Source organism: Rhodoferax sp. BLA1 (assembly GCF_013416775.1).
Taxonomy (GTDB): Bacteria; Pseudomonadota; Gammaproteobacteria; order Burkholderiales; family Burkholderiaceae_C; genus Rhodoferax.
Genome location: NZ_SZVI01000010.1, coordinates 14,979 through 40,114 on the forward strand (window position 1 = coordinate 14,979; position 25,136 = coordinate 40,114).

The window sequence follows — 25,136 nt, forward strand, 5'->3', positions numbered from 1 at the left end:
TCAATGGCCCTCCGATACAACAGGGGTAACAACAGGTTCAACAACAAGCGGCAGGTGATGGGCGCGGTCAAACTGCTTTTGCACCACCACAAAAAACAGTGGCACGAAGAAGATGGCCAGCACCGTGCCGGTCACCATGCCTCCCACCACGGCGGTGCCCAGTGCGTTTTGTGCACCGGCACCCGCGCCTTGGCTGATCATCAGGGGCAATACACCCAGAATGAACGCCAGCGAGGTCATCAAAATCGGGCGCAAGCGCATACGTGCTGCCGTGACGGCTGACTCCACCAGCGACATGCCGTGGGCATGCAACTCTTTGGCAAATTCGACGATCAGGATGGCGTTTTTGGACGCCAGCCCCACCGTGGTGAGCAAGCCGACCTGGAAGTACACGTCATTCATCTTCCACGTCAGAATTGCCCCGGCCAGGGTGCCCAGCACGCCCAGCGGCACCACCAGCAGCACCGAGAACGGAATCGACCAGCTCTCGTACAGCGCTGCCAGGCACAAAAACACCACCAGGATGGACACCGCATACAGCAGCATGGCCTGGCCGCCCGACTCGCGCTCCTGGCGCGACACACCCGTCCATTCAAAGCCGATGCCCGGGGGCAATTCGGCTGCGTGGCGTTCCACCAAGTCCAGTGCCTGCCCGCTGGACAGGGTGCCCGGCAAGGCCATGCCCAGAATTTCGACCGAAGGCACGCCGTTGTAGCGCTCCAGACGGGGTGAGCCGGTCGTCCAGCTGGAGGTGGAGAACGCACTGAACGGAACCATGGTGCCGCTGCTGTTGCGCACAAACCATTTGTTCATGTCTTCGGGCACCATGCGGTGCGGTGCATCGGCCTGCAAGAACACTTTTTTGACCCGACCCTTGTCGATGAAGTCATTGACGTAGCTGCTGCCCCAGGCCACCGAGAAGGTGTTGTTGATGTCACTCATAGACAGGCCCAAGGCACCGGCCTTGTGTTCATCGATGTCCACCCGGAACTCGGGGGTGTCTTCCATGCCGTTGGGGCGCACTGCGACCAGGCCGGGCTCTTTCATCAAGGCCCCCAGCAATTGGTTGCGCGCCTGCATCAGGGCCTCGTGGCCCAGGTTGGCACGGTCTTGCAGCATCAGGTCAAACCCGCTGGCGTTGCCCAGTTCGGACACCGCAGGTGGTGCAAATGCAAACACCGAGGCATTGCGGATCTGCGACAACGCTGCCATGGCCTTGTTGGCCACGGCCTGCGCCTTCAGGCCGGGGGCCGTGCGTTCGTCCCAGGGCTTGAGTTTGATGAACGCCAGGCCGGTGTTCTGACCACTGCCGGCAAAGCTGAAGCCCGACACGGTGAAGATGGAGTCGACAGCGTCTTTCTGGTCTTCCAGGAAGTGGCTCTGCACCTGCTCCAGCACCTTCTCGGTGTTGCTTTGTGTGGCGCCAGGCGGCAGTTCCACCAGGGCAAACAGGGTGCCTTGGTCTTCATCCGGCAAAAAGCCAGCGGGCAGTTTGGTGAATACAAAACCCACCACCATCACCAACAGGGCGTAACCCAACATCCAGCGCCAGCCGTGTTTGAGCATGCGCTGCACCAGGCCCTGGTAACCCCGGTTGCTGCGGTCAAACGCGCGGTTGAAGACACCAAAAAAGCCCTGGTTGGCCAGGCCATGTCCCTTTTCTACGGGCTTGAGCAGCGTGGCACACAGCGCGGGTGTAAGGATCATCGCCACCAGCACCGACAGCGTCATGGCCGACACGATGGTGACGGTGAACTGGCGGTAGATCACACCGGTGGAGCCACCAAAAAAGGCCATGGGCACAAACACCGCGGCCAGCACCAGGGCCACACCGACCAGGGCGCCGGTGATCTGCCCCATGGACTTGCGTGTGGCCTCCAGCGGGGGCAGGCCTTCTTCACTCATCACCCGCTCCACGTTCTCGACCACCACAATGGCGTCGTCTACCAGCAGGCCAATCGCCAGCACCATGGCCAGCATGGTCAGAGTGTTGAGTGAATACCCAAACGCCGCCAGCACACCAAAGGTGCCCATCAGCACCACCGGCACCGCAATCGTGGGGATCAAGGTGGCGCGAAAGTTCTGCAAAAACAGGTACATCACCACAAACACCAGCACCACCGCCTCAATCAGTGTCTTGACCACTTCCTGGATCGAGATGCGCACAAACGGCGTGGTGTCGTAGGGTTTGATGACCTTGACGCCCTGGGGGAGGAACTGGCTCAGTTCGTCCAGCTTGGCATCCACCGCTTTCACGGTGTTGAGCGCATTGGCACCGGTGGCCAGCTTGATGGCCAGGCCCGCAGCGGGCTTGCCGTTGAAGCGGGCTACCACGGCGTAGCTCTCACCCCCCAGCTCGATACGTGCCACATCACTCAGGCGCACGGCAGCACCGCCAGCCTGGGTGCGCAACAAGATACCGGCGAATTCCTCTGCCGTTTTCATGCGTGTCTGCGCGGTGATGGTGGCGTTGAGCTGTTGGTTGGCGGCAGAGGGCAGGCCACCCAGTTGCCCGGCAGACACCTGGGCGTTCTGTGCTTCGATGGCCGTTTTCACGTCCAGCGGTGTCAGGTTGAAGCTGTTGAGCTTGCTCGGGTCGAGCCAGATGCGCATGGCGTATTGCGAGCCAAACAGCGTGGTGTCTCCCACACCTTCCACACGGCTGATCGGGTCCTGCACGTTGGCGGCCACATAGTCGGACAGGTCCGCGCCATTGAGCCTGCCGTCTTCGGACACAAACGCCAGCACGTTCAAAAAATTGCTGGCTGACTTGGTCACCTGCACACCTTGTTGTTGCACTTCTTGCGGCAACAAGGGTGTGGCCAGGGCCAGTTTGTTTTGCACCTGCACCTGGGCGGTGTCGGGGTCGGTGCCGTTCTCAAAGGTCAGCGTGATGGTCACGCTGCCCGAAGATTCGCTGGTGGAGGCGATGTAGGACAGCCGGTCCAGCCCCTTCATCTTCTGCTCGATCACCTGGGTCACGGTGTCTTCGAGCGTTTTGGACGACGCACCAGGGTAGTTGGCCGAAATGGCAATCGCAGGCGGTGCGATGGTGGGGTATTGGGCAATCGGCAGTGTCAGCACTGCCATCAAGCCTGCCAGCATCGTGATGATGGCAAGCACCCACGCGAAGATGGGGCGGTCTATGAAAAAACGGGCCATGGGAGTCTCTCGGTGGGGATTTATTTGGTGCCAGCGGGGGCGCTAGCGGCGTCCGTCTTTTGAGCTGCAACGGTCTTTTGTGCGGCGGGTACGTAGGGCTGGGCCTGCACTGCTTGACCAGGTCGCGCTTTTTGTTGGCCTTCTACCACCACGACATCACCGGGTTGGAGTCCTTCGCTCACCAGCCATTGGTCACCCACTGCACGGTTGGTGGTCAACGTGCGCTGTTGCAGCTTGCCGTCGCTGTCCACCACAAAGGCATAAGGTTTGCCTGTGGTGTCACGCGCCACTGCGAGTTGCGGCACCAGCAGAGCCTGTTCCAGCACACCTTCTTCCAGCACTGCCCGAGCGTACATACCGGGCAGCAGGTCGGCGCGGGGGTTGGGGAACTCGGCACGCAAGGTCACTGCCCCGGTGCTTTTGTCAACGGTCACATCTGAAAACTGCAGCTTGCCCGGCTGCGCATAGACGCTGCCGTCCTCCAGCACCAGACGCACTTTGGCGGTGCCACTTTTGAGTGTGCCCGCATCCATGGCGCGTTTGATCGCCAGCAGGGTGCTGGTGGATTGGGTCACGTCCACATAAATCGGGTTCAACTGCTGCACGGTGGCCAGGGCGCTGGCCTGGTTGGCTGTGACCAGTGCACCTTGCGTGACCGACGAGCGGCCAATACGACCGCTGATCGGTGAGGTGATGTGGGTGTAGTCAAGGTTGATGCGCTGGGTTTGCAGGGTCGCCTTGGCAGAGCTGACCTCGGCCTCGGCCTGTTGCAAGGAGGCTGCGGCATCGTCGGCATCCTGTTGGCTCACCGCTTTGATGGCGGCCAGTTCCTTGTATCGACCGGCCTTGAGCTTCACCGTGACCAGATTGGCCTCGGCCTTGGCCAGGGTAGCCTGGGCGCTGTCCACATTGGCGCGGTAGGTGGCGGGGTCAATCTGGTAGAGCAAATCGCCCGCCTTGACGTCGCTGCCTTCCTTGAAACGGCGCTGCAACACCAGCCCGGTGATCTGGGGGCGCACTTCGGCAATCAACGCGGGTGCCACACGACCAGGCAACTCGGTGGTGAGGGCCAGGCGCTGGGGTTGCAGCGTATGCACACTGACCTGGGGCACACCTTGGCCTGCGGTGGCGGGTGGCTGGGGTGCTTCGCCACAAGCCACCAGGGCCAGGGCTGAAACGGTGGCCAGCACGGCCACGGGTCGATGAAAAACAGGGTGCATGGACAAGGCTCCTAAGCTGCGGCATCACTCAGGACGCCAGGCAGATACAAAAGGGTGAAAAACGGATTTAAAAAAATACTGAACGGTACGGTATTGGCGAATATTAAATTGACAAAATGCGTTTGTCAAGCAAAAATAGACTCATCGGTACATTTAAGGAGGAGTGATGAAAGTTCGGACAGAAGCTCGCCGCGAGGCGATCCTGGAAGTCGCGTCGCAGGTATTTCTTGAGTTCGGTTTCGAACGTGCGTCTATGGCCGAGATCGTTCACCGCATTGGCGGCTCCAAATCCACCATCTACGGCTACTACCCGTCCAAAGAGGCGCTGTTTCTGGCAGTCACCAAGGCGGCGGGTGAACGGCACATCCAGAGTGCCTTCGATGAACTGGTCGCACACGATGTCCGTGTGGGCATCCGTGAGGTACTGGGCAAGTTCAGCGAGAAGTTAGCTGTTTTGATGTGCAGCCCGGAATTGGCGGCCACCCACCGCATGGTGTTGGCCGAGGCGGGGCATTCCAATGTGGGAGAGTTGTTTTATGAAGCGGGGCCCAAGCTAGGCATCACAGACATTGCTGAGTTTTTCCGCCGAGCCATGGAACAGGGCTGTATGCGCCAAGGCGACCCGACGGTGGCCGCCCAACAATTTATCGCCTTGGTACAGGCGGAAATCCAGCCACGCTGGTACTACAAAGCGCTGTCACCCCTGACAGACGAGCAGATCAAAGACATGGCGGGGCGCGCCATGCTCGCTTTTGCAAATGCTTACGCGCTGGAGTCCGACAGCGGTATGGCTGAAGAGTCTCCCCGTCGGTGCGCTGATTGACCCCATTGACGGGTGGGCTGGCACGGTTGCCAGCAGTGGGATGTTTGAATCCCAAACACGGGTTATTCCTCAACCCAAGACACCGTGAGTGGTGTCTGTCAACTTAGGTAGTGCTCTGAATTCACTATATTGTTAATAGCTACTAGCCCTTTATGAATAAGGGATAGAGGCCAATTTTCCTTGAATCTGCATGTGCAGCTTCGGATGGCCGATGTCTGCCCTGACCCGGCTGTGGCTCAGTCGCCCGACTCAGAAACTCTCCCACTCCTGTGAACCACCCGCCTTGGCGCCGCTGTCATGCGTCAAGGCCACCGCTTGCGGTGCTGCCTTGGCGACAGGTTGGCGGCTGCTGGCCAATTGCTTGGGTGCGCTGTGACTGACCGGGGTTGCCAGACTCGGCGTCTGGGTTGGTGTTGGGGTTGCGTACCCACTGTCCTGCCCCGCTGCCAGTTTGAACACCGCCACGGTACCCACCAGCTCTTGTGCCTGGCTCTTGAGGCTGCTGGCAGCGGCGGCCATTTCTTCCACCAGAGCGGCGTTTTGTTGGGTGGCTTGGTCCATCTGCTGGATGGCTTCACCCACCTGGCCCACACCCTGGCTTTGTTCGACGCTGGCGGCGCTGATTTCACCCATGATGTCGTTGACGCGTTTGATCGAGTTCACCACTTCGGTCATGGTGGCGCCGGCTTGGTCGACCAGGCTGGTGCCTTGTTCAACACGCTCCACACTGGCGCTGATCAGGCTTTTGATTTCTTTGGCGGCTTCAGCTGAACGTCCGGCCAAACTGCGCACTTCGCTGGCAACCACCGCAAAACCACGGCCCTGTTCTCCAGCACGGGCGGCTTCCACCGCCGCGTTCAAAGCCAGGATGTTGGTCTGGAAAGCGATGCCGTCAATCACACTGATGATGTCGCTGATCTTGCGGCTCGATTCATTGATGCCTTTCATGGTGTTAACCACCTGGGCCACCACTTCACCGCCCTTGATGGCCACACTGCTGGCGTTTTGAGCGAGCTGGTTGGCTTGGCGCGCGTTGTCGGCATTTTGTTTGACGGTGGAGGACAGTTCTTCCATGGAGGCAGCGGTTTGTTCCAGGGCGCTGGCCTGGGACTCGGTGCGGCTGGAGAGGTCATGGTTGCCCTGGGCGATCTCGGCGCTGGCGGTGGAGACCGATTCGGAGCCGTGGCGTACTTTGGCGACCACTTCGATCAAGGCGGTTTGCATGCTGTCGAGTGCCTGCAGCACCTGCCCAGTTTCATCCTGAGACCGGATGTCGATCGTGCCCGACAAATCGCCAGCTGCCACACGGTCAGCCACCTCAACCGCCTGGTTCAGCGGCCTGGTGATGGAGCGGGTGATGAGCCAAGCGATGGTGGACCCCAACAACAGCATCAAGACGCCCAAGGCCATCATGAGATTGGAGTAGAGGGTGACGGCCACACCGGTATCTTTGGCCAAGTTCTCTGCTATGCCTTTTTGCAGCGCACGTGAGGCCTCGACCGCTTTGAACACCACATTTTGCAGCGTGCGCACGTCGCTGGCCAACACCTCACTGGCCTGCGCTTTGTCGCCTGACTCGCCCAAAGCCATGGCACGATCGAGTTCGGCGTTGTAGGTGTCGTTGTTGTCATTGATGAGCTTGAGGGACGCCATCGCCTCGGGCAAGGTGACGCTTTGCGTGAGTTTGTCGAGAAGCTCCTTGTTGGCCTTTCTGACATCCACAATCTTCATCTTCTCGATTTCCTGGAACATGGCATCGCTGCTGATGACGATATTGCGCGCAGAAAGGGCAACCGCATTGAAGTTGTCTTTCAGATCGGAAAACTGCGCCATCTTGACCATGTGGTCGTTGGCCATGTCATCCAGATGCGTGGCCAGTGAGCGCAGCTGCCAGGCCGCAAGTGAGGCGATGGCGATGCCAATCAGTATCACCAGGCCAAAGCCCGAGGCCAAGCGGGTTGAGAGCCGCATTTTTTTGATCGTGAACAAGACAAGTCTCCAAATTTGTTAGTGTGAGTGGTAGCCAGCTACCGTTTGACCTGCTTGAAGGGCGCATCAAGCACGGGGATTCTCATACAAATACACATGGGGAAAGTTGTTCTATCTCAAGTCAATGAGCCGCTTTGGGACGATGGATCTGATGTGCCTGGAAAATTGGCATGAAAATAGCTTCTAGCCCTTACTGAATAAGGGCTGGAAGCTATGAATATCGAAGTGAACTAGCGAGTCACAGGGCGGTGCGTGGCCACTCGTGCGTCTGGTGTGTGTCGTTAGGGCTGGGATGCTTCTGGCGCTTCCAGCGCTTTGCTGAGCTGGTCCACCACAAGCGCCCATTCCGCGTCTTGACTCAAGGCCTCGCGCAAAAAGGCCGCTTGGGAGGGGGTCCAGTAGGGCGCTTCGGCGAGTCGCATGTCTTGCGCCATGGACCGGTGTTTGATCAGGAACTCGGCAATGCTCTGGTCGTCGTCAGGCAGGCCAAGTTGTGCAAACAAAGCAGCAAAGTGAGGTTGGGTGGTGTGCATAGGGCTGTCTCCAAAGCGGGTTGTGGTCAGGCTGTGTGTTGTCGGACCCAGGCCACATACTGGTCCATCCAGCCTTGCAGGAATTTTTTGCTGCTCTCGCCGATACCGCCATCACTGTCAAACAGACCGTCTTTGGCCTGGATAAACGCCTCGGGTTGGCCCAGGGTGGGCACGTTCAGGTAAGCCAGGATGTTGCGCAGGTGCTGCTGCGCCATGGCCGTGCCGATGGCACCGACCGACACTCCGATGACACCCGCTGGTTTGCCCGCCCAGGCATTGGCGCCATAGGGGCGAGAGCCGTGGTCCAGCGCATTTTTGAGCACGCCGGGGATCGATCGGTTGTATTCCGGCGTGACAAACAACAGCCCGTGTGCGGCCTGGATGTCCGACTTGAGTTGCAGCACCGGCGCTGCCTGATGTGCATCGTCGTCCTGGTTGTACAGCGGCAACTCACCAATCTGGACCTGCTTGAAGGTGAAATCAACCGGCGCCAGCCTGGCCAGCGCGGTGGCGAGTTTTTTGTTGAATGAATCCTGGCGCAGGCTGCCAACCATCACGGCGATATGGAACTGGGTCATGTCTTTCTCCAAAAAAAGGGGCAGTTTGTGCCACAACTGTGCGCGATGACAGTGCGTTGGCGCACCTTGGTCGACTGATGACCATCGGCTGGCCAGGGGTTTCAAGAACACGTCATGGGTGTCTGCGTGACCTGGCGAACATGCGGTGGTTTGAACATTCTTTAGGATCGGGCTTTTTTGATGAGAGGGGTTCTGCCATGTTGCCAACCAACCCATCCCCAGCGCTCCTTGTTCCTGATGAGACCCGGCCACGTACCGTGACAGACAGCTTTGGCTCGGTCACCGTACCTGCCGGTGTGTTGTGGGGAGCACAAACTGCCCGCAGCCTGCATTTTTTTGCGATTGGTGAGCAAACCATGCCACTGAGCATCATCCACGCCCTGGCCTGGATCAAGTGGGCCGCGGCCCACGTCAACCGCGATCTGCAGCTGCAAGACCCCCACAAGGCACAAGCCATTGCCGATGCGGCCGAGTCGGTGGCCAGCGGTCAGTTTGATGAACAGTTTCCGCTGTCGGTCTGGCAAACCGGTTCGGGCACCCAGAGCAATATGAATGTCAATGAGGTGATCGCCACTCTGGCCGGTCGTGCCTTAGGGCAGGGTGGCGCCACGGCTGTGGTGCATCCCAATGATGATGTCAATTTGGGGCAGTCGTCCAACGATGTGTTCCCGAGCGCCATGCACATCGCCGTGGTTTTGTATGCCAAACACGCGCTGCTGCCCGCTCTGCATGAACTGGGCTCAGCGCTGGCCTGCAAAGCGGATGACTTTGCTGCAGTGGTGAAAATCGGCCGCACCCACCTGCAGGATGCTACCCCGATCACATTTGGCCAGGAGTTGGGTGGCTACGCCGCGCAGTTGCAGCTGTGCCAAGACAGCCTGGTATTTGCGCTGGGTGCGGTGCACACGTTGGCTTTGGGCGGCACGGCAGTGGGCACCGGTATCAACACCCATCCTGAATTTGGCGAGCGGGTGTGCGCCCAGTTGGCCAAGCGGCTGGACTTGCCTTTGCGTCAGGCCAGCAACCTGTTTGCCGCGTTGGCCGGCCATGAAGCGCTGGTGGCCCTGCATGCCAGCCTCAAGATGCTGGCGCTGGCACTGATCAAAATGGCCAACGACATCCGCCTGATGGGCAGCGGCCCACGCGCTGGGTTGGGTGAACTGACGCTGCCGCAAAACGAGCCCGGCAGCTCGATCATGCCCGGCAAGGTGAATCCGACCCAGGTCGAGGCGTTGACCATGGTCTGCGCCCAGGTGCTGGGCCATGATGTAGCTATCAGCTTTGCAGCAAGTCAGGGGCAGTTTGAGCTCAACGTTTACAAACCGCTGATTGCCCTGAACACCCTGGACAGCCTGCGCTTGTTGGCCGACGCCATGTCCAGTTTCGCCAAGTTTTGTGTGGTGGGCATCGAGGTCAACCAGGCGCGGGTGGATGCGTTGTTACACAGCTCGCTGATGCTGGTGACGGCGCTGGCGCCCCACATTGGTTACGACCGCGCCGCTGCCATTGCCAAACATGCGCAGACCCACGGCAGCACGCTGCGCGAGGCCGCGCTGGTGTTGGGCACGGTGACGGCCGAGCAGTTTGATGCCTGGGTGGATGCGCGGCAGATGGTGGGTCCATCTGCCCCCGGGGTGTGAATCGGGCACCTGCCACTTTGAATAGGCACTGTGTTCGCCAGCCCACCGACTGGAGGCCAGCGCCGACCTAAGCTGCGGCTTTTTTAAAGGACACACCATGCGCTACACACTTTTGATTTCTGCCGTGATGGCCACCCTGAGCTTGGTCGCTTGTGAACGCAACACTGTGGTTACACCGACCCCGGAAACAGTCGTTGTGCCTGGCCCTGCCGGTCCAGCGGGCCCCACAGGTACAACGGGTGCAACCGGCGATCAGGGTGCAACTGGCACCCAAGGCGCCACCGGCGACGCGGGCACAGGCACCACGGTCATCGTGACCCCTCCAGCCTCGGCGCCAGCCAACTGATCACCTGCCACTGTTTGTTTTAGGAGCCTGTTGTATGACATCCCTCGCTGTTTCTCGCTCACCCAGGCTCAACCGGTCACTTGGTGTGCTGGCGGCCGTTCTGGCTGTCTGCAGCCAGGTACCGGTTCACAGTGCCGACGTGGGTTTTGGCCCGCAGCCCACACTGCCAGCGCCGGAGCATGCCCTGGTACCCACCGTGAACATTGCGCCCGCCATTGGTTGGCCCGCAGGCGCGGCACCCACCCCGGCGCCCGGTACCCAGGTGGCTGCGTTTGCCAGCGGCCTGGACCACCCGCGCTGGTTGTATGTGTTGCCCAATGGGGATGTGCTGGTGGCCGAAACCAACGCACCGCCCAAGCCCGACGATGGCAAAGGCATCAAAGGCTGGGTCATGGGCAAGGTGATGCAACGCGCAGGGGCAGCCGTGCCCAGCGCCAACCGCATTACGTTGCTGCGCGACAGCAATGGCGACGGTGTCGCCGATTTGCGCTCGGTGTTGATCGAGGGGCTGAACTCTCCGTTTGGCATGGTGCTGGTGGGGCGCACCCTGTATGTGGCCAACTCCGATGCAGTGCTGGGTTTCCCGTACATGGATGGGGCGCTACACAGATCCTGGCGGCGGGCACCAAGCTGGTGGATTTGCCGGCCGGCCCGATCAACCACCACTGGACCAAAAACCTGATCGCCAGCCAGGACGGCAGCAAGCTCTATGTGACCGTGGGTTCCAACAGCAATGTGGCTGAGCGGGGCATGGAGGCAGAGGCCGGACGCGCTGCGATCTGGGAGGTGGATATCGCCAGTGCCAAACAACGCCTGTTTGCCACCGGCTTGCGCAACCCCAATGGCCTGGCCTGGGAGCCCAGCACTGGGGCTTTGTGGACGGTGGTGAATGAGCGCGATGAGCTGGGTGACGATCTGGTGCCTGATTTTTTGACCTCGGTGTCTGACGGCGGTTTTTACGGCTGGCCGTACAGCTACTTTGGCCAGCATGTGGACTCGCGGGTAGAGCCGCAGCGGCCTGATCTGGTGGCCAAGGCCAAAGCACCAGACTACGCGCTGGGCGCCCACACCGCCTCACTCGGGCTGGCTGCTGCTACGGGCAACACCCTGGGGCAGACCTTTGCCAATGGCATGTTCATTGGCCAGCATGGCTCCTGGAACCGCCGTCCTCACAGTGGTTACAAGGTGGTTTTTGTGCCCTTCAAATCAGGTCAGCCCGCGGGTGACCCTGTGGATGTGTTGACCGGTTTTCTCAACCCAGAGGGCAAGGCGCAAGGGCGACCCGTGGGTGTGGTCCTGGACAAACAAGGCGCCTTGCTGGTGGCCGACGATGTGGGCAATGTGGTGTGGCGCGTCAGTGCCAAAGCTTTATAGCGAAATTGGCTTCTGGCCCTTTTGATGTAAGGGCTGGCAGCTATCTTTTTGTAGTTTCCAACACACGATCCAACACCTGCCGACAGTGCCCTCGTAAAGAGGGCGCTGTCAGCGAGGTGTTTAAGAGACGGGCAGGGCGCTAGCTTGTGTGCCGTTGCCGCCGCGGGCATCCTTGCCCCAGGTCTGGTCCGCCACGTGGGGCCACTTGTCCTTGTCAAAACCGGCGCTGGCCTCCAGACGCTCTTTGGCCACATCCAGGGTAAAGCGCTCATTTTTGGTGTCCAGGCTCAAAGCATCCCAAGGCACGGCAAACAGCTTGTCACCGATGCCCAGAATGCCGCCATACGACAACACCGCGTAACTGATGGTGCCAGCGCGCACATCCAGCATGATGTCCAGGATGGTGCCCAGGTCTTCATCCTGGTGGTTGACCACGCTGTTGCCGATCAAGGTGTCTGCCCCCATCAGTCGGGGGCCGGGACCATGGCTGTCAGAGACAGCGAATGCGCCAAAACCGTCGCTTTGCAGTTCGTTCATGGTGTTGTCCTTTCTTGGGTGGCGTGAAGTGGAAGGCGCCGGGTTCAGGCCTTGGACTTGGCGGCTTTTGTCACCGCATCGCGGGCGTCTTTGGCCACTTCTTTGAGATCGCCAAAACCTTTTTGAATCTTGCCTTCGACCTGCAACTTGGCGCCTTTGGCCTGCTGCTCTTTGCTGTCCACCAGTTTGCCAGCACCTTCCTGCACTTTGCCGGCGATGTCTTTAACTTGGCCCTTGACTTGGTCTTTGTTCATGATGTTTCCTTGTGAAAAGTGGATAAATGCATACACGAGCCCAATGCAGACTCAGGTCCAAGATTAGCCAGGGCAAGCGTTTGTGTCGGTGCGCTTGCATACACACAGCGCGCGTGTTTGGGTGCGCCAACACACCGACAACGGCTTGTCGTCGGCCTACGCTGCAACAGGCAGGCTGCGGTTTGCGCAGGCCCAAGCTCTTTTCACCAGGAGGACACACCATGACCACACGTGACATCTACATCACCAAAATGAAACTGCAACTCGACGAGCTGAATTTGCAAATGGCCAAACTCGAAGCCCGCGCCCAGGAAGCGCGTGAAGACGTGCGAGACACCTACAAGACCGAGATGGCCAAGTTGCACCAGCAGTCCGAACTGGCCAAGGCCAAACTTGCTGAGATGCAGGCCAGCACCGAGTCGGCCTGGGACAGCATGGTGGCCGAGATGGACAAGGTGCGCGACGCCTTTGTGCACTCGTTTCGTTATTTCAAGTCACAGCTCTGAGGTGAGTTGCCGGTGTGGCTGAGCCAGACAGCAGCTCACTGCGCCGTTTGCTGGCGCAAGTGTTCGGCCCGTTTCATCGTGAGGTAAGCGGGCCGTTCAATTTCATGCAATTGTTCTGAGTAAGTTTCGGAGGCGCTGAACCAGTGTTGCAGGCTGGCCTCAAAACGTTGGGCAGGTGGCTGCTGGCGGGTTGCCAGGTAGCTGTTGATCGCCAGGTAATAGCGCATGGTGTTGCGCTCAAGCAACGCTCGCATGCCCTTGATCCGAACCGGTGCTCCCTGTGCCGCCTGGCTCAGCACGGTAAAGCCGACTTTGTCGCTGCCCACGGTGGCCAGATAGGTCTGCATCGCGAGCCGGGCGGCCAGATTGGCGCTGTAGGCGTAGGTCAAATGCAAAAAGGTTTGCCCCGTGGCCAGCGCCACCGCTTCCAGGCGGATCTGGTAGTCACGGGTACCCATCGGGCCTTCTCTGGCGCTCAGTTGCACCTCAAAGTAGTCGGGTTGGCTGGTGGTCAGGGAGTAGGCCAAGGTCACACGTGACGACTGGCTCAGTGTTTGGGGTGATTTGCTGCCGATGTTGAGTTGGACCTGCTGGCCCTGTACGCCGTCGAGGGCATGGCAGTACTTGGTGTTCAGGTGCAGGATCATCACCTCGCACCATTGTTGTGGGTCTTGCAGTGCGCGACTGACGTTGGCAAACGGAAAGGCCACCAGTGCATACATGTCGCCGCGCAAACCTTGTGTCGTTTCTTTGGACACCAACACCAGGGGGCGCGCAAACACATTGTGCTGGAGAGACTCGTCCAACGTGCTGCGCTGTGTTCGAAGCCGTTGCGCGGCCTCCGAGCTGTCCTGCGCTAACGCAGTGCCCAGGCAACTGACCAAGCCCAACGCCAGCAGGCAGCGCCAGAGGCGACCCACCGGCGAGGGTGAACTCACAGCTTACTTTTTGGTGGCTTCGTGGCCAATCACACCACCCACAGCGGCGCCGACGCCGGTGCAGGCCAAGCCGCCACACAGCACATTGCCAGCCACACCACCAATCACGGCACCGGTGGCCGTGCCTTTTTCCTGATGTGTCATGCCAGCGCAGCCAGCCAGACCCAGAGACGAGACCAACAGCAGGGCAGACAGGCCAGTGCAAAAACGGGTATTCAATTTCATGGCAAATTCTCCAGACAAACAAGGATGTATCCAGTCATGAAAGTGCATTCACTTTCACGGGCGAGTCCCATTGTTGGCTTCAGCGTGCCAGGTGTCTGTGCGGCAACGAACACTGCGCAGCAAAGGTCGCAGTTCGATTTTGCTATTGAATATGAAGCTATCAGGCCTTTATTTAAAAGGGATAGCAGTCAAAAAGACAGTGAATGTATGGAAAATCAGCCCTACCGGTTAAGCAGGGCTGATATCTACACGAACTAAACACGCTGAGCAGAGGTGTCCCAAAGTTCGCCTCTGCCTTGGCGTGCCTGGCCCCCGAAGGGTTTAGAAGTTCTTGCGCAAAGCAACTTCCCAACCAGTACCACTGAAGTTGGTCAGGGTGGAGCCGTTGGCGTTGAAGCGTTCTTGCTTTTCACGCGCCAGTGACAAGTTGATGGAGGTCTGTTTGCTCAGAGGATAGTAGTAGCCCACAGAATACCGGGTGGAGTCCTTGTCGCTAGCAGAACTGGTCGCGGAGGCGATTTTGGTGTCGTCAACCTTCCGGTAAGAAGTCCGGAATTGACCGGGGCCCATCGGAACACGGGCACCAATGGTGAAGACGGTTTCCTTGCCGCCGTCGTACAGACCGAGGTCGCTGGAGCGCGCATAGGTCGTCATCAACGTGGCCACACCGAAGTCGTAGTTAGCACCAAAGCCGACGGTGCTCATGCTGTTACCCGAGGTGGTGTATTTTGTGTCCTGCTCCTTTTGATAACCGAAAGCCGTGCTAAACGGACCATTGGCATATTGGACGTGGAAACCTTGGCCACTGGCTCTTGTGCCGGTTGTCGCTTCGCTGGTCTGCGCGGCCACACCGGCGTTGAAACCGCTGTAAGTGGGGGTGTTGTAGTAAATGGCGTTGTCCCACTTGGCGGCCATTGCGGCACCACGGGAGCCCATAGAGGCGTAGCTGTCACCCGAAAAAGCCTCATAACGTCCGGCGATAACTTCGGCGTCTAGCGGTGAAGACATACGGCCCAGCTTCACTTGACCAAACTGTTTGCTGTTCAAACCAACCCAGGCCTTGTCTTTGAACAGGACGCCGTCTTGGGCGCCGGTATCGGCTTTGAAGCGCATTTCCAGCGCAAAGAATGTGGACAAGTCTGCAGAAATTTCTTCAACGCCTGAGAAGTTCAGTCGTCCGGTCGAGCTATCGTCCACCTTCGACTGTTTGGTAGTGCCTGTGCCCAAGTCGCTGGGCATATTGCCGAAGCCCAGGTCAACCCGGCCACTGATTTTCACGTTGGACTGCGCCATGGCGGTCATGCTCACGGCAGCCAGAGCGATGGGGAGCAGCATCACTTTTAAATGTTTCATTGCAAATATCCAGTCAAATTAAAGAAAAGTTGGCAGCGCAGCGTAGGGCGCATCAAGAAAAAAGTCGTTCACACGGCAGGTGCGACGACCGGAAAACTGGGGGCAATCACTACTTTGGGGATGGCTCAGCGGCATGTCGTCACGCCTCTCATGACAACAAGTTGCCTATCGAAGTCCGGAGCCACCTCGGCCCGGCATTTCAAGACGTTGTTTTGACACTTCATTTGCTTCGATGTGGAGCGTGTTTTATTTTTGAAACAAGCCATATGTTGATCTGTATCAAACATCTTCCCTGTGATAAAAAACTGCCTCGATAGAATTGCGGAACAGTGTTTTGGCGTGTTCATTTCCCAAATTTAAATGAAATGAAACATTATTCCAACTAGGGTAAACCCCAGTTTCAAAAAAATGAAACAGCGTTTACTATTTCGGAACGGTGTAGCGAAGTTGTTACCCCACCATGAATGCCAAAAAGTCAATCCATGCAAATTCGTCAGATTTTTCGGTGCTCACAAGCCAGCCTTCTTGATATGCATGGCCATGGCGGCACACCAGTCCACACCTTTATTGGTGGCGCGTTGAGACAGATGCCGGTCTTTGATGGCCGGTGTTGCTTGCCCGCAACCACAGTGCGTTAACCGAGAACCCTCCCATCATCATGATTCTTGATTTGTTTGAATTGCAGGGCCGCGTGGCCATCGTCACCGGGTGCAATACCGGGCTCGGCCAGGGTATGGCGCGGGCGCTTGCTCAGGCGGGTGCCGACATCGTTGGCATCAATGTCACCGAGCCCACTGAAACGGCAGAGCAGGTGCGCTCACTCGGGCGCCAGTTTTTGGACCTGCGTGCCAATCTGGGGCGTATTGATGGCATCGAAGGTCTGGTTCAGCAAGCGCTGGGTTTGGCTGGGCATGTTGACATCCTGGTCAACAACGCCGGCATCATCCGCCGCGAAGATGCGCTCTCGTTCAGTGAAAAGGACTGGGACGATGTGATTGACATCAACCTCAAGTCGGTGTTTTTCTTCTCGCAGGCGGTGGCGCGACAGTTCATCGCCCAAAAGACCGGCGGCAAGATCATCAACGTTGGGTCCATGCTGTCATTCCAAGGCGGTGTGCGGGTTCCGTCTTACACCGCTTCCAAGAGTGGTGTGATGGGTATCACCCGTTTGATGGCCAACGAATGGGCGGTGCATGGCATCAATGTCAATGCGATTGCCCCCGGCTACATGGCCACTGACAACACCGCCGCTTTGCGTGCAGATGAGAGTCGTAACTCGTCCATTCTGGAGCGCATACCCGCCGGTCGTTGGGGGACTGCAGATGATCTCGCTGGGCCAGTGGTGTTCTTGGCCTCTGGTGCGTCGGACTATGTCAATGGCTACACCGTGGCTGTCGACGGCGGCTGGCTGGCGCGTTAAGCCAAGTTTTACCACTCACACCAGGAGATACCTGACATGTATGAAAACAAGAAGATCGGCTTTTTGTTCGTGCTGCCCTTTGTTTTAGGCGTGCTCGGATTCAAGCTGTTCCCGTTCATGATGAGTTTTGCGTTGAGTTTCACGCAGTACGACATCATCAATTCACCGCAGTTCATTGGGCTGGAAAACTACAACGAGCTGTTTTTCAAGGACCCGCTGTTTCGCAAATCCTTGTGGGTGACCCTGACCTTTGTGGCCATTTCGGTGCCGCTTCGGGTGGGTTTTGCGCTGTTTGTTGCCCATGTCCTGAATTTCAAGCTGCGCGGCATCAATTTCTTTCGCTCGGCCTACTATTTGCCGTCCATTCTGGGTGGATCCATCGCTGCGGCGGTGATGTGGCGCTTCATCTTCTCGCAAAACGGTTTGGTGAACATCGTGTTGTCCAAGGTTGGCATTGAGCCCATCGCTTGGCTGGCGGATGAGCACTATTCCATCTGGACGATCATTTTGCTGTTCACTTGGCAGTTTGGTTCGGCCATGGTGATCTTTCTGGCAGCCCTGCAGAACGTGCCCACCTCGCTCTACGAAGCCGCAGAGATTGATGGCGCCACAAAGATGCAGCAGTTCTTCAAAATCACGGTGCCACTCATCACACCGGTCATCTTCTTCAACATGATCATGCAGATGGTGCACGCGTTCCAGGAGTTCAACGGGCCTTACATGATCACCGAGGGCGGGCCGCTGCATTCCACCTATCTGCTGTCGCTCTATATCTATGACCAAAGCTTCAGGTACTTCAATCTCGGTTATGGCAGCGCGCTGTCATGGATCTTGTTCGCCCTGGTTGGCGGCTTGAGTGCCTTCTCTTTCTTCACCTCGAAATACTGGGTGTTCTACTCCAGCGAAAAGGACCATAAATAATGGCAGCCGTTCTCTCTTCCCGCGACAGTGTCGCATCTGACGCACAGGCCAAACGCACGCTGCGTGGGGAACGCATCAGTTCAGTGGTGCGCTATGTGGCGCTGATCATCGTGGGTCTGGTCATGCTCTACCCCATGATTTGGCTGGTGGGTGCATCTTTCAAAAGCAACGCTGAGGTTTTTACCGAGATCGGCTTCTGGCCATCGAGTTTTGACTTTGGCGCCTACGCCAAGGGCTGGAAGACCAGCTCTGAGTACACCTTTGCGACCTACTTCCTCAACTCATTTCTGATCATCATTCCGAAGGTCATCGTGACTGTGATCTCCTGTGTGCTGGTGGCCTATGCCTTTGCACGTTTTGAGTTCTGGGGCAAGAAGGTGCTGTTCAGCATCATGGTCGGCACCATGATGTTGCCGCTGATTGTGTTGCGCCTGCCGCAATACCTGATGTTCAAACAATTTGACTGGATTGACAGCTACTTGCCATTGATCGTGCCGTCGGCCTTTGCGACCGACACCTTCTTTGTCTTCATGCTGGTGCAGTTCCTGCGCGGCATTCCTCGTGACATGGAAGAGGCCGCCCAGATTGACGGTTGCAACCCGCTTCAATTGCTTTGGTACATCTTGGTACCGATCTTGAAACCAGCCATCATTTCGGTGGTCGTGTTCCAGTTCATCTGGACCATGAACGACTTCATGGGACCACTGATTTACCTCTCCTCGGTTGAGAAGTATCCAGTGTCGTTGGCCCTGAAGATGAGCATTGGTGCGACCGAAGAGGTCGAGTGGGCCAGTGTGATTGCAATCTCAGTGGTGGCCCTGGTGCCGTCTCTGGTGGTCTTTTTCTTGGCACAACGCCACTTCATTGAAGGCGCCACAAGCAGTGGCATCAAAGGGTAAATACGGAGCATAACGTGGCACAACTGAATTTAAAGAAAATCGAAAAGGTCTATCCGAATGGCTTCAAGGCGGTGCATGGCATCGACCTCGAAATTCGCGACGGAGAGTTCATGGTTTTTGTGGGACCGTCTGGCTGCGCCAAGAGCACGGTTCTGCGCATGATTGCCGGTCTGGAGAGCATCAGCGGCGGTGAGCTGTTCATCGGCAACACCGTGGTCAACAACTTGGCGCCTAAGCAGCGGGGTATTGCCATGGTTTTCCAAAACTATGCGCTCTACCCCCATATGAAGGTGTATGACAACCTGGCTTTTGGCCTGAAGTTGTCTGGCATGAAAAAAGCCGAGATCGATGTCCGTGTGCGTGATGCCGCCCGCCTGCTGGAGATGGACCAGTTGCTCGACCGTTATCCCAAACAGCTGTCGGGTGGTCAGGCGCAACGCGTGGCAGTGGGCCGTGCGATCGTCAAACGGCCAGAGGTTTTCCTGTTTGACGAACCGCTGTCCAATCTGGATGCCAAGTTGCGCGCTTCCATGCGTGTGCGTTTGACGGAGTTACACCGCACACTGCGTGAGAAAGGCCATCCGTCGACGGTGGTGTATGTCACGCACGATCAGGTCGAAGCCATGACCATGGGTGAACGCATCTGCGTGTTGAAGGACGGCACGATCCAGCAAGTGGACACGCCAACCGCACTCTATGAACGTCCCGCCAATGTCTTTGTTGCCGGCTTCATTGGCTCCCCCGAGATGAATCTGCAAGAAGCCCAAGTGGACGCCGATGGCGCCCACCTGGTGGTGGGTGGTTGCCGTCTGGAAGTGCCAGCCAACCGCATTGACCGCTTGAAAACCCAGGTTGGTCACACCGTGAAATTCGGCATTCGGCCCGAGCACATCACGGCGGGTGGCCACTCTGAGGTGGCTGTGCAACGTGTTGAAGGCACCTTGCGCTTCATGGAACACATGGGAAGCGAAGTGTTCGTGCATTTCACGCTGGGTGACAAGCCGTTCACCTGCCGCGTGCCATCTGACCAACTCGGTGATCTGGCCCCCAAACAACGTGGCGACAAACACCACTTTGGCTTGCAAATGCATGCCTGCCACGCGTTTGACATGGACAGTGGCAACAACCTTTTCCTTTAGACGCTCGACGACATTTTTATCACTCAATGTAACTGGAGAAATGATATGAAAAGACGTAATGGTTTGTTGGCAATTGCTGCCGCAATGGTGATGGCTTTTGCCCCGACAGTTCAGGCTCAGGAGCCCACCACACTGCGATTTTCTTGGTGGGGCGGCGGCGCGCGTCACGAAGCGACGCTCAAAGCCATTGCCGCTTTCGAAGCGAAGCATCCTGGCGTGAAGATCAAGGCCGAATACATGGGCTTTGCCGGTTATCTGGAGCGCCTGTCCACGCAGATTGCGGGCGGCACCGAACCCGACATCATGCAGATCAACTGGGCTTGGTTGTCCACCTTCTCCAAAACAGGTGACGGGTTTTACGATCTGAACAAAAGCAAGTCGTCGCTGGCGCTGAACCAGTTCGCCGAGAGCGATTTGAAAATGGGCATGGTAAACAACAAGCTCAACGCGCTTCCTGTCTCTTACACCGCGCGTGTGTTGCTGTGGAACCGCGCCGCGTTCGAACGTGCCGGCTTGAAGATGCCAACCACCTGGGATGAGCTGTTTGCAGCCGGCCCGGTGCTCAAACAAAAGGCGGGTGCCAAAGCCTTCGCCATTGATGGTGAGCTGTACGACATGATTTTGTTGTCTCAAGCCTACATCATGCAGAAATATGGCACGCCTTATGTCAGCCCAACCAGCCCCAAAGTCGCCATGAGCGAAGCTGCGGCCCTGGAATGGGTGCAGGTCTACAAGAAACTGGTCAGCAACAACGTGGCTGTGCCACTGCCGGTGCGTGCCTCTTTGGGTGGTGCTGAAAAACCCACCGAGCAGCAGCAAGACTGGGTGGTCGGTAACTGGGCAGGCAACTACACCTGGGATTCTGTGATTGGCCTGCGTGTCAGCACACTCAACAAAGAACAGAAACTCGATGTCGGCGATTTCCTGACTTTGCCCAATGCCAAAAACAGCGGCATGTTTGGTCGTCCGTCGCTGATGTTTGCGGTCAGCAAAAAGTCCAAAAATCCGGAAATGGCTGCCAAGTTCATGAACTTTGTGCTGACCGATCCAGAGGCTGCTGGCATTTTGGGTCTGACACGTGGTGTGCCGTCGGCTGACAGCCAGTTCCGTGCGCTGGCCCGTACCGATGCGCTGCAAGGCACTGAATTGAAGGCCTTCTTGCAGATCAAGAAACAAAAGGATGCCGGCAAGATCGACCTGCCATCACCTTTGTTTGAAAACGCCCGTTTCAACAAGTTCATGCGCGAAGTGTTTGAGACCGTGGCCTATGGCAAATCGACCGACCAGGAAGCCGCAAAACGTCTGATTGAAGACGGCAACGCGCTGCTCGCTCGCATCAAGTAATCCAGAGAGTCAGATGAGTAAATCCACGACACGCCAACTTTCGTTTGTCACCCACCAAGACCCCGACACAGGGGCCCGTGTGACCCGGCTCACGCCCACGGACGTGACTTGCCACCGCACCTACTTCTACCAGAAGTGTTTCACCAACGATGGTCAGAAGCTGGTGTTTGGCGCGCAATTTGGCGAACACTGGAATTACCATCTGCTGGATCTGGCATCGCAGACAGCGACGCAACTGAGCGACCAGGCGGACGAAAACACCTTTGGTGGTTTTCTGAGCCCAGATGACCGGCATCTGTATTTTGTGCGAGCCGAACGTCAACTGATCCGCCTGGAACTGGCCACACAGAAGGAAGAGGTGATCTACACCGTGCCTTCTGAGTGGGTCGGCTACGGCACCTGGGTGGCCAACTCGCGCTGTACCCAAATCGTTGGCATTGAAATTTTGGCAACCGACTGGTTTCCTTTGACCGACTGGAAAAAGTTTGCCGAGATGTTTCATGCCAAGCCACGCTGCCGCCTGATCCGCATCGATCTGGTCACCGGCGCGCGCGAGGTGATTCACGAAGAAAAGCTCTGGCTCGGTCACCCCCAGTACCGTCCGTTCGACGACAACACCGTGGCTTTTTGCCACGAAGGCACACACGACCTGATTGATGCCCGCATGTGGTTCATCAACGAAGACGGCAGCAACCTGCGCTGTGCCAAAGAGCATGCCCCGGGTGAGAGCATCACCCATGAATTCTGGGTGCCGGATGGGTCGGCCATGGTTTATGTGTCTTACCTCAAAGGCCACACAGAACGTTATATCTGCTCGCTGGACCCGGTGACTCTGGAGAACCGTCAGATCACCGTCATGCCGCCATGCTCACATTTGATGAGCAACTTCAATGGTCGTTTGATTGTGGGGGATGGGTCCGGCACGCCAGTCGATGTGTCCGACAGTGGCAGCCACAAGATCGAAAACGATCCTTACCTGCACCTGTTTGACCTCGATGCGGGCACCACGCGCCGCATCGCTCGGCATGACAGCTCATGGCGTGTCCACAAGGGCAACCGACAAGTCACACACCCGCATCCCTCGTTTGTACCGGGGGAAAAACAAGTGCTGTACACCTCTGACTTTGAAGGTGAACCGGCACTGTATTTGGCAGACCTGTAACTGCTTTCGGCACAGCAGGATGCTTGCCTGAAACCGCGTTGTGATCTAAGGGCACATCACCCGGATGTCACGCCGTGTTACAGGCTTTTTTTTGCCCGATGAGACAACACACCTTCATTCGATGAGGAGACACATCTATGGCTTTTTCCATACGCATGGTTTTCACTTCGGGCTTTTTATTGACGCTGCTGGCCAGTCTGGCCACGGCTGCCAGTGGGGGCAACGCGGTGACGGCAGTTGACGCCAGTAACAGGCCACAGCTCGCCGACACCCAAGCTGTTGACCACACCATCGCCAAATACTTGGCACAGGCCGGTACCCTGACCGGGGCCAAGGGTGCTGGTCTGGTGACCGACCATTGGCTCCCGCCCGCCGTGGGCGATGTGAAGCACTTTGTGGCCACCTACACCGTGGCCGCCGATGGCCGTGGCACCCACACCACATTACAAGCGGCGATTGACGCCGTACCGGCAGCCAGCGCCAGCAGCACCCGGGTCTACATCCGTGTGTTGCCAGGCACTTACCGCGAAGTGCTGTGTGTCAAAGACAAGGCTCCGATCACCCTCTACGGTCTCTCTTCTGACGCGAGTCAGGTGCTCATTGTCAACGGCAACTACAACGGCCAAGCCAAAGTGGCAGGTGCAGAGAGTGGCAACCCGTGTAACCCAAGCTCATCATCGGCCACCGTGGGTACCAGCGGCAGCGCGTCTGTGGCCATCTACAGTGCCGAGTTCCACGCCAAAAACATCAGTTTTGCCAACGATGCCATGCAAGCCGTGGTGAGCGGCCTGGGTTATCCCCCAGGTGCCTCGGGTTCTGGTGGTGCACAAGCGGTGGCCCTCATGACCCAAGCCGACAAGTTGGTGTTCGACAACGTCCGGGTGTTGGGTCACCAAGACAGCTTGTATGTCAAGACCCCCAGCACCACAAGCGTGGCGCGGGTGTACTTCAAGAACAGCTTCATCCAAGGGGATGTGGACTTCATTTTTGGCCGGGGCACACTGGTGCTGGATGGCTGCACCATCCACTACCTGAGCGCACGCCTGCCCCAAGGGCAGCCCGCCACCATGCTGGCTCCCAGCACCGCTGCCAACAATGACTACGGTATCTTGGTCCATGCAAGCCGCTTCACCGCCGATGCCGGGGCCGTTGCCGGCAGCATTTACCTGGCGCGCGCCTGGGACGAAAGTGTGCCCAAGGGCACTTATGTCGCAGGCCAATCCCCCAACGGGCAACTGCTGGTGCGTAACAGTTCACTGGGTCAACACATTCAGACGTTGGTGCCTTGGGGCACGTCCACCTCGGGCCGACCTTTCAGCGAGACCGGCAACCGTTTTGTGGAGTTTCAGAACACCTCTGCGCCATGAGCTGGCGCGTCAGCAGGCCGCTGCTACCGAGCTACGCAACCACTGAACCACAAGACAAAACCACCAACCCTCTGAGCGGGCGCATCTTCACCACCTTGGTTGGTTTTACCGTGTTGCTCAGCTGCTGGCTGGTGTTTCACCCACAGGCCCAGGCAACCGACCTCTCCCGCCAAGTGTTGGCCAGCCAGGATGGCTGGGCCGCTGCCGAAGGCGGCACCCGTGGCGGCTCAGATGCCGCCCCTGAGCAGCTGTTTGACGTGCACAACCGGGCTGAGCTGGTGGTGGCCTTGCAGCGCAGTGGCAACTTGCCCAAAATCATCCGCTTGCATGGCCGTATCGACCTCAGTGTGGACGATGCCAACCGCCCGTTGGGTGCGGCAGACTACCGCGACCCGGCCTTTGACTTTGAGCAGTACTTACAAACCTATGCACCTGCCCTCTGGGGCAAAATACCACTGACCGGTCCGCTGGAGGAGGCACGCCAGCGATCAGTGGCCAGGCAGGCGGCACGGGTCACCATCCGCGTTCCGTCCAACACCACGCTGCTCGGTGTGGGCCACGATGCAGGGCTGGAACACGGCATGTTGCTGTTGTCCAAGGTCGACAACGTCATCCTGCGCAACATCCACTTCTCAGATGCATATGACCACTTTCCGGCTTGGGACCCGCAGGACAACGCCCATGGCGAATGGAACTCCGAGTACGACGCGGTGAGCTTGCGCGGTGCAACCCATGTGTGGGTGGACCACTGCAGTTTCAGCGATGGTGACCGCCCAGACCACACCGCGCGTACCGCCTTAGGCCGCCCGATGCAGCACCATGACGGGTTGCTGGACATCACGCAACAGTCCAACTTTGTCACGGTTTCTTACAACCACTTCAAAGAGCACGACAAAACCAATCTGGTGGGCGCCAGTGACAGTTACCAGCTGGATGCCAACAAACTCAAGGTCACTTTTCACCACAACCTGTGGGAGCACACCAAAGAACGGACACCACGTGTGCGCTACGGTCAGGTGCACCTCTACAACAACCTCTATGTGGCAGCCAAAGGCATTCCCTACGCCTACAGCTACGCCATCGGTGTGGGGGTGCAGTCCCAGATATTCAGCGAAAACAATGTGTGGGAAACTACGTCAGACATCTCGTCCAACAGCTTGGCCAAGCTCTACAAGGGCAACGCTTTTTTTGACCGTGGCAGTCTGCACAACGGTCGGCCCGTGGATGTGTTGGCCGGGTTGCGGGCCGCCAATCCGGCAGCGACGGTGAGTGCTGACCTTGGTTGGCAACCCACTTTGCACGAGACCGTGGATGCCAGTGCCGACGTGGCAAAAATTGTGCGAGCGAGGGCCGGGGCCGGGCGTTTGTAGTCTTGCCCATGTTTTGTCAGTTGTCGCCCGGTTGAC

Annotated in this window: 22 protein-coding genes and 1 pseudogene; 13 read left to right on the top strand and 10 right to left on the bottom strand. The window is 58.0% G+C overall.

Annotated elements, in window-relative coordinates; translation table 11 throughout:
• The gene (locus FDG13_RS10960) at window positions 1–3,162 is read right to left on the bottom strand and encodes an efflux RND transporter permease subunit (protein WP_180127593.1); all 3,162 of its coding nucleotides are present in this window, start codon (window positions 3,160–3,162) and stop codon (window positions 1–3) included.
• 20 nt (window positions 3,163–3,182) lie between these two features.
• Entirely contained in the window at window positions 3,183–4,382 is a 1,200-nt protein-coding gene (locus FDG13_RS10965) for an efflux RND transporter periplasmic adaptor subunit (protein WP_180127595.1), read from the bottom strand.
• A 166-nt stretch (window positions 4,383–4,548) separates the two neighbouring features.
• Between FDG13_RS10965 and FDG13_RS10970 the strand changes: the two genes are divergently transcribed.
• A complete protein-coding gene (locus FDG13_RS10970; RefSeq protein ID WP_180127597.1) occupies window positions 4,549–5,205 on the top strand; it encodes a TetR/AcrR family transcriptional regulator in 657 nt (218 codons plus the stop codon).
• A gap of 249 nt (window positions 5,206–5,454) precedes the next feature.
• Here the strand turns inward: FDG13_RS10970 and FDG13_RS10975 are convergent, their stop codons facing one another.
• From FDG13_RS10975 to FDG13_RS10985, 3 genes are all read right to left on the bottom strand, one after another.
• On the bottom strand, window positions 5,455–7,176 hold the full coding sequence (locus FDG13_RS10975; protein WP_218942707.1) for a methyl-accepting chemotaxis protein: 1,722 nt from the start codon (window positions 7,174–7,176) through the stop codon (window positions 5,455–5,457).
• Window positions 7,177–7,475: 299 nt separating this feature from the next.
• A complete protein-coding gene (locus FDG13_RS10980) occupies window positions 7,476–7,727 on the bottom strand; it encodes a DUF2789 family protein (RefSeq protein ID WP_180127599.1) in 252 nt (83 codons plus the stop codon).
• Between the two features lie 26 nt (window positions 7,728–7,753).
• A complete protein-coding gene (locus tag FDG13_RS10985; RefSeq protein WP_180127601.1) occupies window positions 7,754–8,305 on the bottom strand; it encodes an NADPH-dependent FMN reductase in 552 nt (183 codons plus the stop codon).
• A gap of 197 nt (window positions 8,306–8,502) precedes the next feature.
• On the opposite strand from FDG13_RS10985, the gene fumC reads away from it, so the two are divergent.
• From fumC to FDG13_RS11000, 3 genes and pseudogenes are all read left to right on the top strand, one after another.
• The gene (gene fumC, locus FDG13_RS10990; protein WP_180127603.1) at window positions 8,503–9,945 is read left to right on the top strand and encodes a class II fumarate hydratase; all 1,443 of its coding nucleotides are present in this window, start codon (window positions 8,503–8,505) and stop codon (window positions 9,943–9,945) included.
• Window positions 9,946–10,042: 97 nt separating this feature from the next.
• Window positions 10,043–10,291 (top strand): hypothetical protein, encoded by a 249-nt coding sequence (locus FDG13_RS10995; RefSeq protein ID WP_180127605.1) that lies wholly within the window; start codon window positions 10,043–10,045, stop codon window positions 10,289–10,291.
• 34 nt (window positions 10,292–10,325) lie between these two features.
• Window positions 10,326–11,665: pseudogene (locus FDG13_RS11000) on the top strand (sorbosone dehydrogenase family protein).
• A gap of 120 nt (window positions 11,666–11,785) precedes the next feature.
• Here the strand turns inward: FDG13_RS11000 and FDG13_RS11005 are convergent.
• Both FDG13_RS11005 and FDG13_RS11010 read right to left on the bottom strand, forming a co-directional pair.
• Window positions 11,786–12,202, bottom strand: a complete 417-nt coding sequence (locus tag FDG13_RS11005) for a PRC-barrel domain-containing protein (protein WP_180127607.1) — start codon at window positions 12,200–12,202, stop codon at window positions 11,786–11,788.
• Between the two features lie 44 nt (window positions 12,203–12,246).
• The gene (locus FDG13_RS11010; protein ID WP_078366304.1) at window positions 12,247–12,456 is read right to left on the bottom strand and encodes a CsbD family protein; all 210 of its coding nucleotides are present in this window, start codon (window positions 12,454–12,456) and stop codon (window positions 12,247–12,249) included.
• Between the two features lie 221 nt (window positions 12,457–12,677).
• On the opposite strand from FDG13_RS11010, the gene FDG13_RS11015 reads away from it, so the two are divergent.
• On the top strand, window positions 12,678–12,962 hold the full coding sequence (locus tag FDG13_RS11015; RefSeq protein ID WP_180127609.1) for a hypothetical protein: 285 nt from the start codon (window positions 12,678–12,680) through the stop codon (window positions 12,960–12,962).
• A 35-nt stretch (window positions 12,963–12,997) separates the two neighbouring features.
• Here FDG13_RS11015 and FDG13_RS11020 read toward each other — a convergent pair whose 3' ends face one another.
• The 3 genes from FDG13_RS11020 to FDG13_RS11030 all read right to left on the bottom strand — a co-directional run bounded on the left by FDG13_RS11020 (window position 12,998) and on the right by FDG13_RS11030 (window position 15,478).
• Window positions 12,998–13,900: a hypothetical protein gene (locus FDG13_RS11020; RefSeq protein WP_180127611.1), complete on the bottom strand. Its 903-nt coding sequence runs from the start codon at window positions 13,898–13,900 to the stop codon at window positions 12,998–13,000.
• A 3-nt stretch (window positions 13,901–13,903) separates the two neighbouring features.
• Window positions 13,904–14,125, bottom strand: a complete 222-nt coding sequence (locus tag FDG13_RS11025; RefSeq protein ID WP_180127613.1) for a glycine zipper 2TM domain-containing protein — start codon at window positions 14,123–14,125, stop codon at window positions 13,904–13,906.
• Between the two features lie 321 nt (window positions 14,126–14,446).
• Window positions 14,447–15,478 carry a porin gene (locus tag FDG13_RS11030; RefSeq protein ID WP_180127615.1) on the bottom strand — a complete coding sequence of 344 codons (1,032 nt, stop codon included), beginning with the start codon at window positions 15,476–15,478 and terminating at the stop codon, window positions 14,447–14,449.
• 658 nt (window positions 15,479–16,136) lie between these two features.
• Between FDG13_RS11030 and kduD the strand changes: the two genes are divergently transcribed.
• From kduD to FDG13_RS11070, 8 genes are all read left to right on the top strand, one after another.
• Complete coding sequence (gene kduD / locus FDG13_RS11035) at window positions 16,137–16,898, top strand: 2-dehydro-3-deoxy-D-gluconate 5-dehydrogenase KduD (protein ID WP_180127618.1); 762 nt, start codon at window positions 16,137–16,139, stop codon at window positions 16,896–16,898.
• Between the two features lie 36 nt (window positions 16,899–16,934).
• Window positions 16,935–17,819, top strand: a complete 885-nt coding sequence (locus tag FDG13_RS11040; RefSeq protein ID WP_180127619.1) for a carbohydrate ABC transporter permease — start codon at window positions 16,935–16,937, stop codon at window positions 17,817–17,819.
• On the top strand, window positions 17,819–18,718 hold the full coding sequence (locus tag FDG13_RS11045) for a carbohydrate ABC transporter permease (protein WP_180127621.1): 900 nt from the start codon (window positions 17,819–17,821) through the stop codon (window positions 18,716–18,718). The genes FDG13_RS11040 and FDG13_RS11045 overlap by 1 nt, the downstream gene beginning before the upstream one ends.
• A 14-nt stretch (window positions 18,719–18,732) precedes the next feature.
• Window positions 18,733–19,857, top strand: a complete 1,125-nt coding sequence (locus FDG13_RS11050) for a sn-glycerol-3-phosphate ABC transporter ATP-binding protein UgpC (protein ID WP_180127623.1) — start codon at window positions 18,733–18,735, stop codon at window positions 19,855–19,857.
• 45 nt (window positions 19,858–19,902) lie between these two features.
• Window positions 19,903–21,201, top strand: coding sequence for an ABC transporter substrate-binding protein (locus FDG13_RS11055; protein ID WP_180127625.1), 1,299 nt, complete (start codon window positions 19,903–19,905; stop codon window positions 21,199–21,201).
• Window positions 21,202–21,214: 13 nt separating this feature from the next.
• Window positions 21,215–22,363 (top strand): oligogalacturonate lyase family protein, encoded by a 1,149-nt coding sequence (locus FDG13_RS11060; RefSeq protein ID WP_180127627.1) that lies wholly within the window; start codon window positions 21,215–21,217, stop codon window positions 22,361–22,363.
• A 137-nt stretch (window positions 22,364–22,500) separates the two neighbouring features.
• A complete protein-coding gene (locus FDG13_RS11065; RefSeq protein WP_180127629.1) occupies window positions 22,501–23,730 on the top strand; it encodes a pectinesterase family protein in 1,230 nt (409 codons plus the stop codon).
• A complete protein-coding gene (locus FDG13_RS11070) occupies window positions 23,727–25,100 on the top strand; it encodes a polysaccharide lyase family 1 protein (protein WP_180127631.1) in 1,374 nt (457 codons plus the stop codon). The genes FDG13_RS11065 and FDG13_RS11070 overlap by 4 nt, the downstream gene beginning before the upstream one ends.
• Window positions 25,101–25,136: the final 36 nt, after the last annotated feature.

What these genes read in the sequence shown, in the direction of transcription:
- FDG13_RS10960 (WP_180127593.1), bottom strand. Translation starts at nt 3,162, where the DNA reads ATGGCCCGTTTTTTCATAGACCGCCCCATCTTCGCGTGGGTGCTTGCC.
- FDG13_RS10965 (WP_180127595.1), bottom strand. Translation starts at nt 4,382, where the DNA reads ATGCACCCTGTTTTTCATCGACCCGTGGCCGTGCTGGCCACCGTTTCA.
- FDG13_RS10970 (WP_180127597.1), top strand. Translation starts at nt 4,549, where the DNA reads ATGAAAGTTCGGACAGAAGCTCGCCGCGAGGCGATCCTGGAAGTCGCG.
- FDG13_RS10975 (WP_218942707.1), bottom strand. Translation starts at nt 7,176, where the DNA reads ATGCGGCTCTCAACCCGCTTGGCCTCGGGCTTTGGCCTGGTGATACTG.
- FDG13_RS10980 (WP_180127599.1), bottom strand. Translation starts at nt 7,727, where the DNA reads ATGCACACCACCCAACCTCACTTTGCTGCTTTGTTTGCACAACTTGGC.
- FDG13_RS10985 (WP_180127601.1), bottom strand. Translation starts at nt 8,305, where the DNA reads ATGACCCAGTTCCATATCGCCGTGATGGTTGGCAGCCTGCGCCAGGAT.
- fumC (WP_180127603.1), top strand. Translation starts at nt 8,503, where the DNA reads ATGTTGCCAACCAACCCATCCCCAGCGCTCCTTGTTCCTGATGAGACC.
- FDG13_RS10995 (WP_180127605.1), top strand. Translation starts at nt 10,043, where the DNA reads ATGCGCTACACACTTTTGATTTCTGCCGTGATGGCCACCCTGAGCTTG.
- FDG13_RS11005 (WP_180127607.1), bottom strand. Translation starts at nt 12,202, where the DNA reads ATGAACGAACTGCAAAGCGACGGTTTTGGCGCATTCGCTGTCTCTGAC.
- FDG13_RS11010 (WP_078366304.1), bottom strand. Translation starts at nt 12,456, where the DNA reads ATGAACAAAGACCAAGTCAAGGGCCAAGTTAAAGACATCGCCGGCAAA.
- FDG13_RS11015 (WP_180127609.1), top strand. Translation starts at nt 12,678, where the DNA reads ATGACCACACGTGACATCTACATCACCAAAATGAAACTGCAACTCGAC.
- FDG13_RS11025 (WP_180127613.1), bottom strand. Translation starts at nt 14,125, where the DNA reads ATGAAATTGAATACCCGTTTTTGCACTGGCCTGTCTGCCCTGCTGTTG.
- FDG13_RS11030 (WP_180127615.1), bottom strand. Translation starts at nt 15,478, where the DNA reads ATGAAACATTTAAAAGTGATGCTGCTCCCCATCGCTCTGGCTGCCGTG.
- kduD (WP_180127618.1), top strand. Translation starts at nt 16,137, where the DNA reads ATGATTCTTGATTTGTTTGAATTGCAGGGCCGCGTGGCCATCGTCACC.
- FDG13_RS11040 (WP_180127619.1), top strand. Translation starts at nt 16,935, where the DNA reads ATGTATGAAAACAAGAAGATCGGCTTTTTGTTCGTGCTGCCCTTTGTT.
- FDG13_RS11045 (WP_180127621.1), top strand. Translation starts at nt 17,819, where the DNA reads ATGGCAGCCGTTCTCTCTTCCCGCGACAGTGTCGCATCTGACGCACAG.
- FDG13_RS11055 (WP_180127625.1), top strand. Translation starts at nt 19,903, where the DNA reads ATGAAAAGACGTAATGGTTTGTTGGCAATTGCTGCCGCAATGGTGATG.
- FDG13_RS11060 (WP_180127627.1), top strand. Translation starts at nt 21,215, where the DNA reads ATGAGTAAATCCACGACACGCCAACTTTCGTTTGTCACCCACCAAGAC.
- FDG13_RS11065 (WP_180127629.1), top strand. Translation starts at nt 22,501, where the DNA reads ATGGCTTTTTCCATACGCATGGTTTTCACTTCGGGCTTTTTATTGACG.
- FDG13_RS11070 (WP_180127631.1), top strand. Translation starts at nt 23,727, where the DNA reads ATGAGCTGGCGCGTCAGCAGGCCGCTGCTACCGAGCTACGCAACCACT.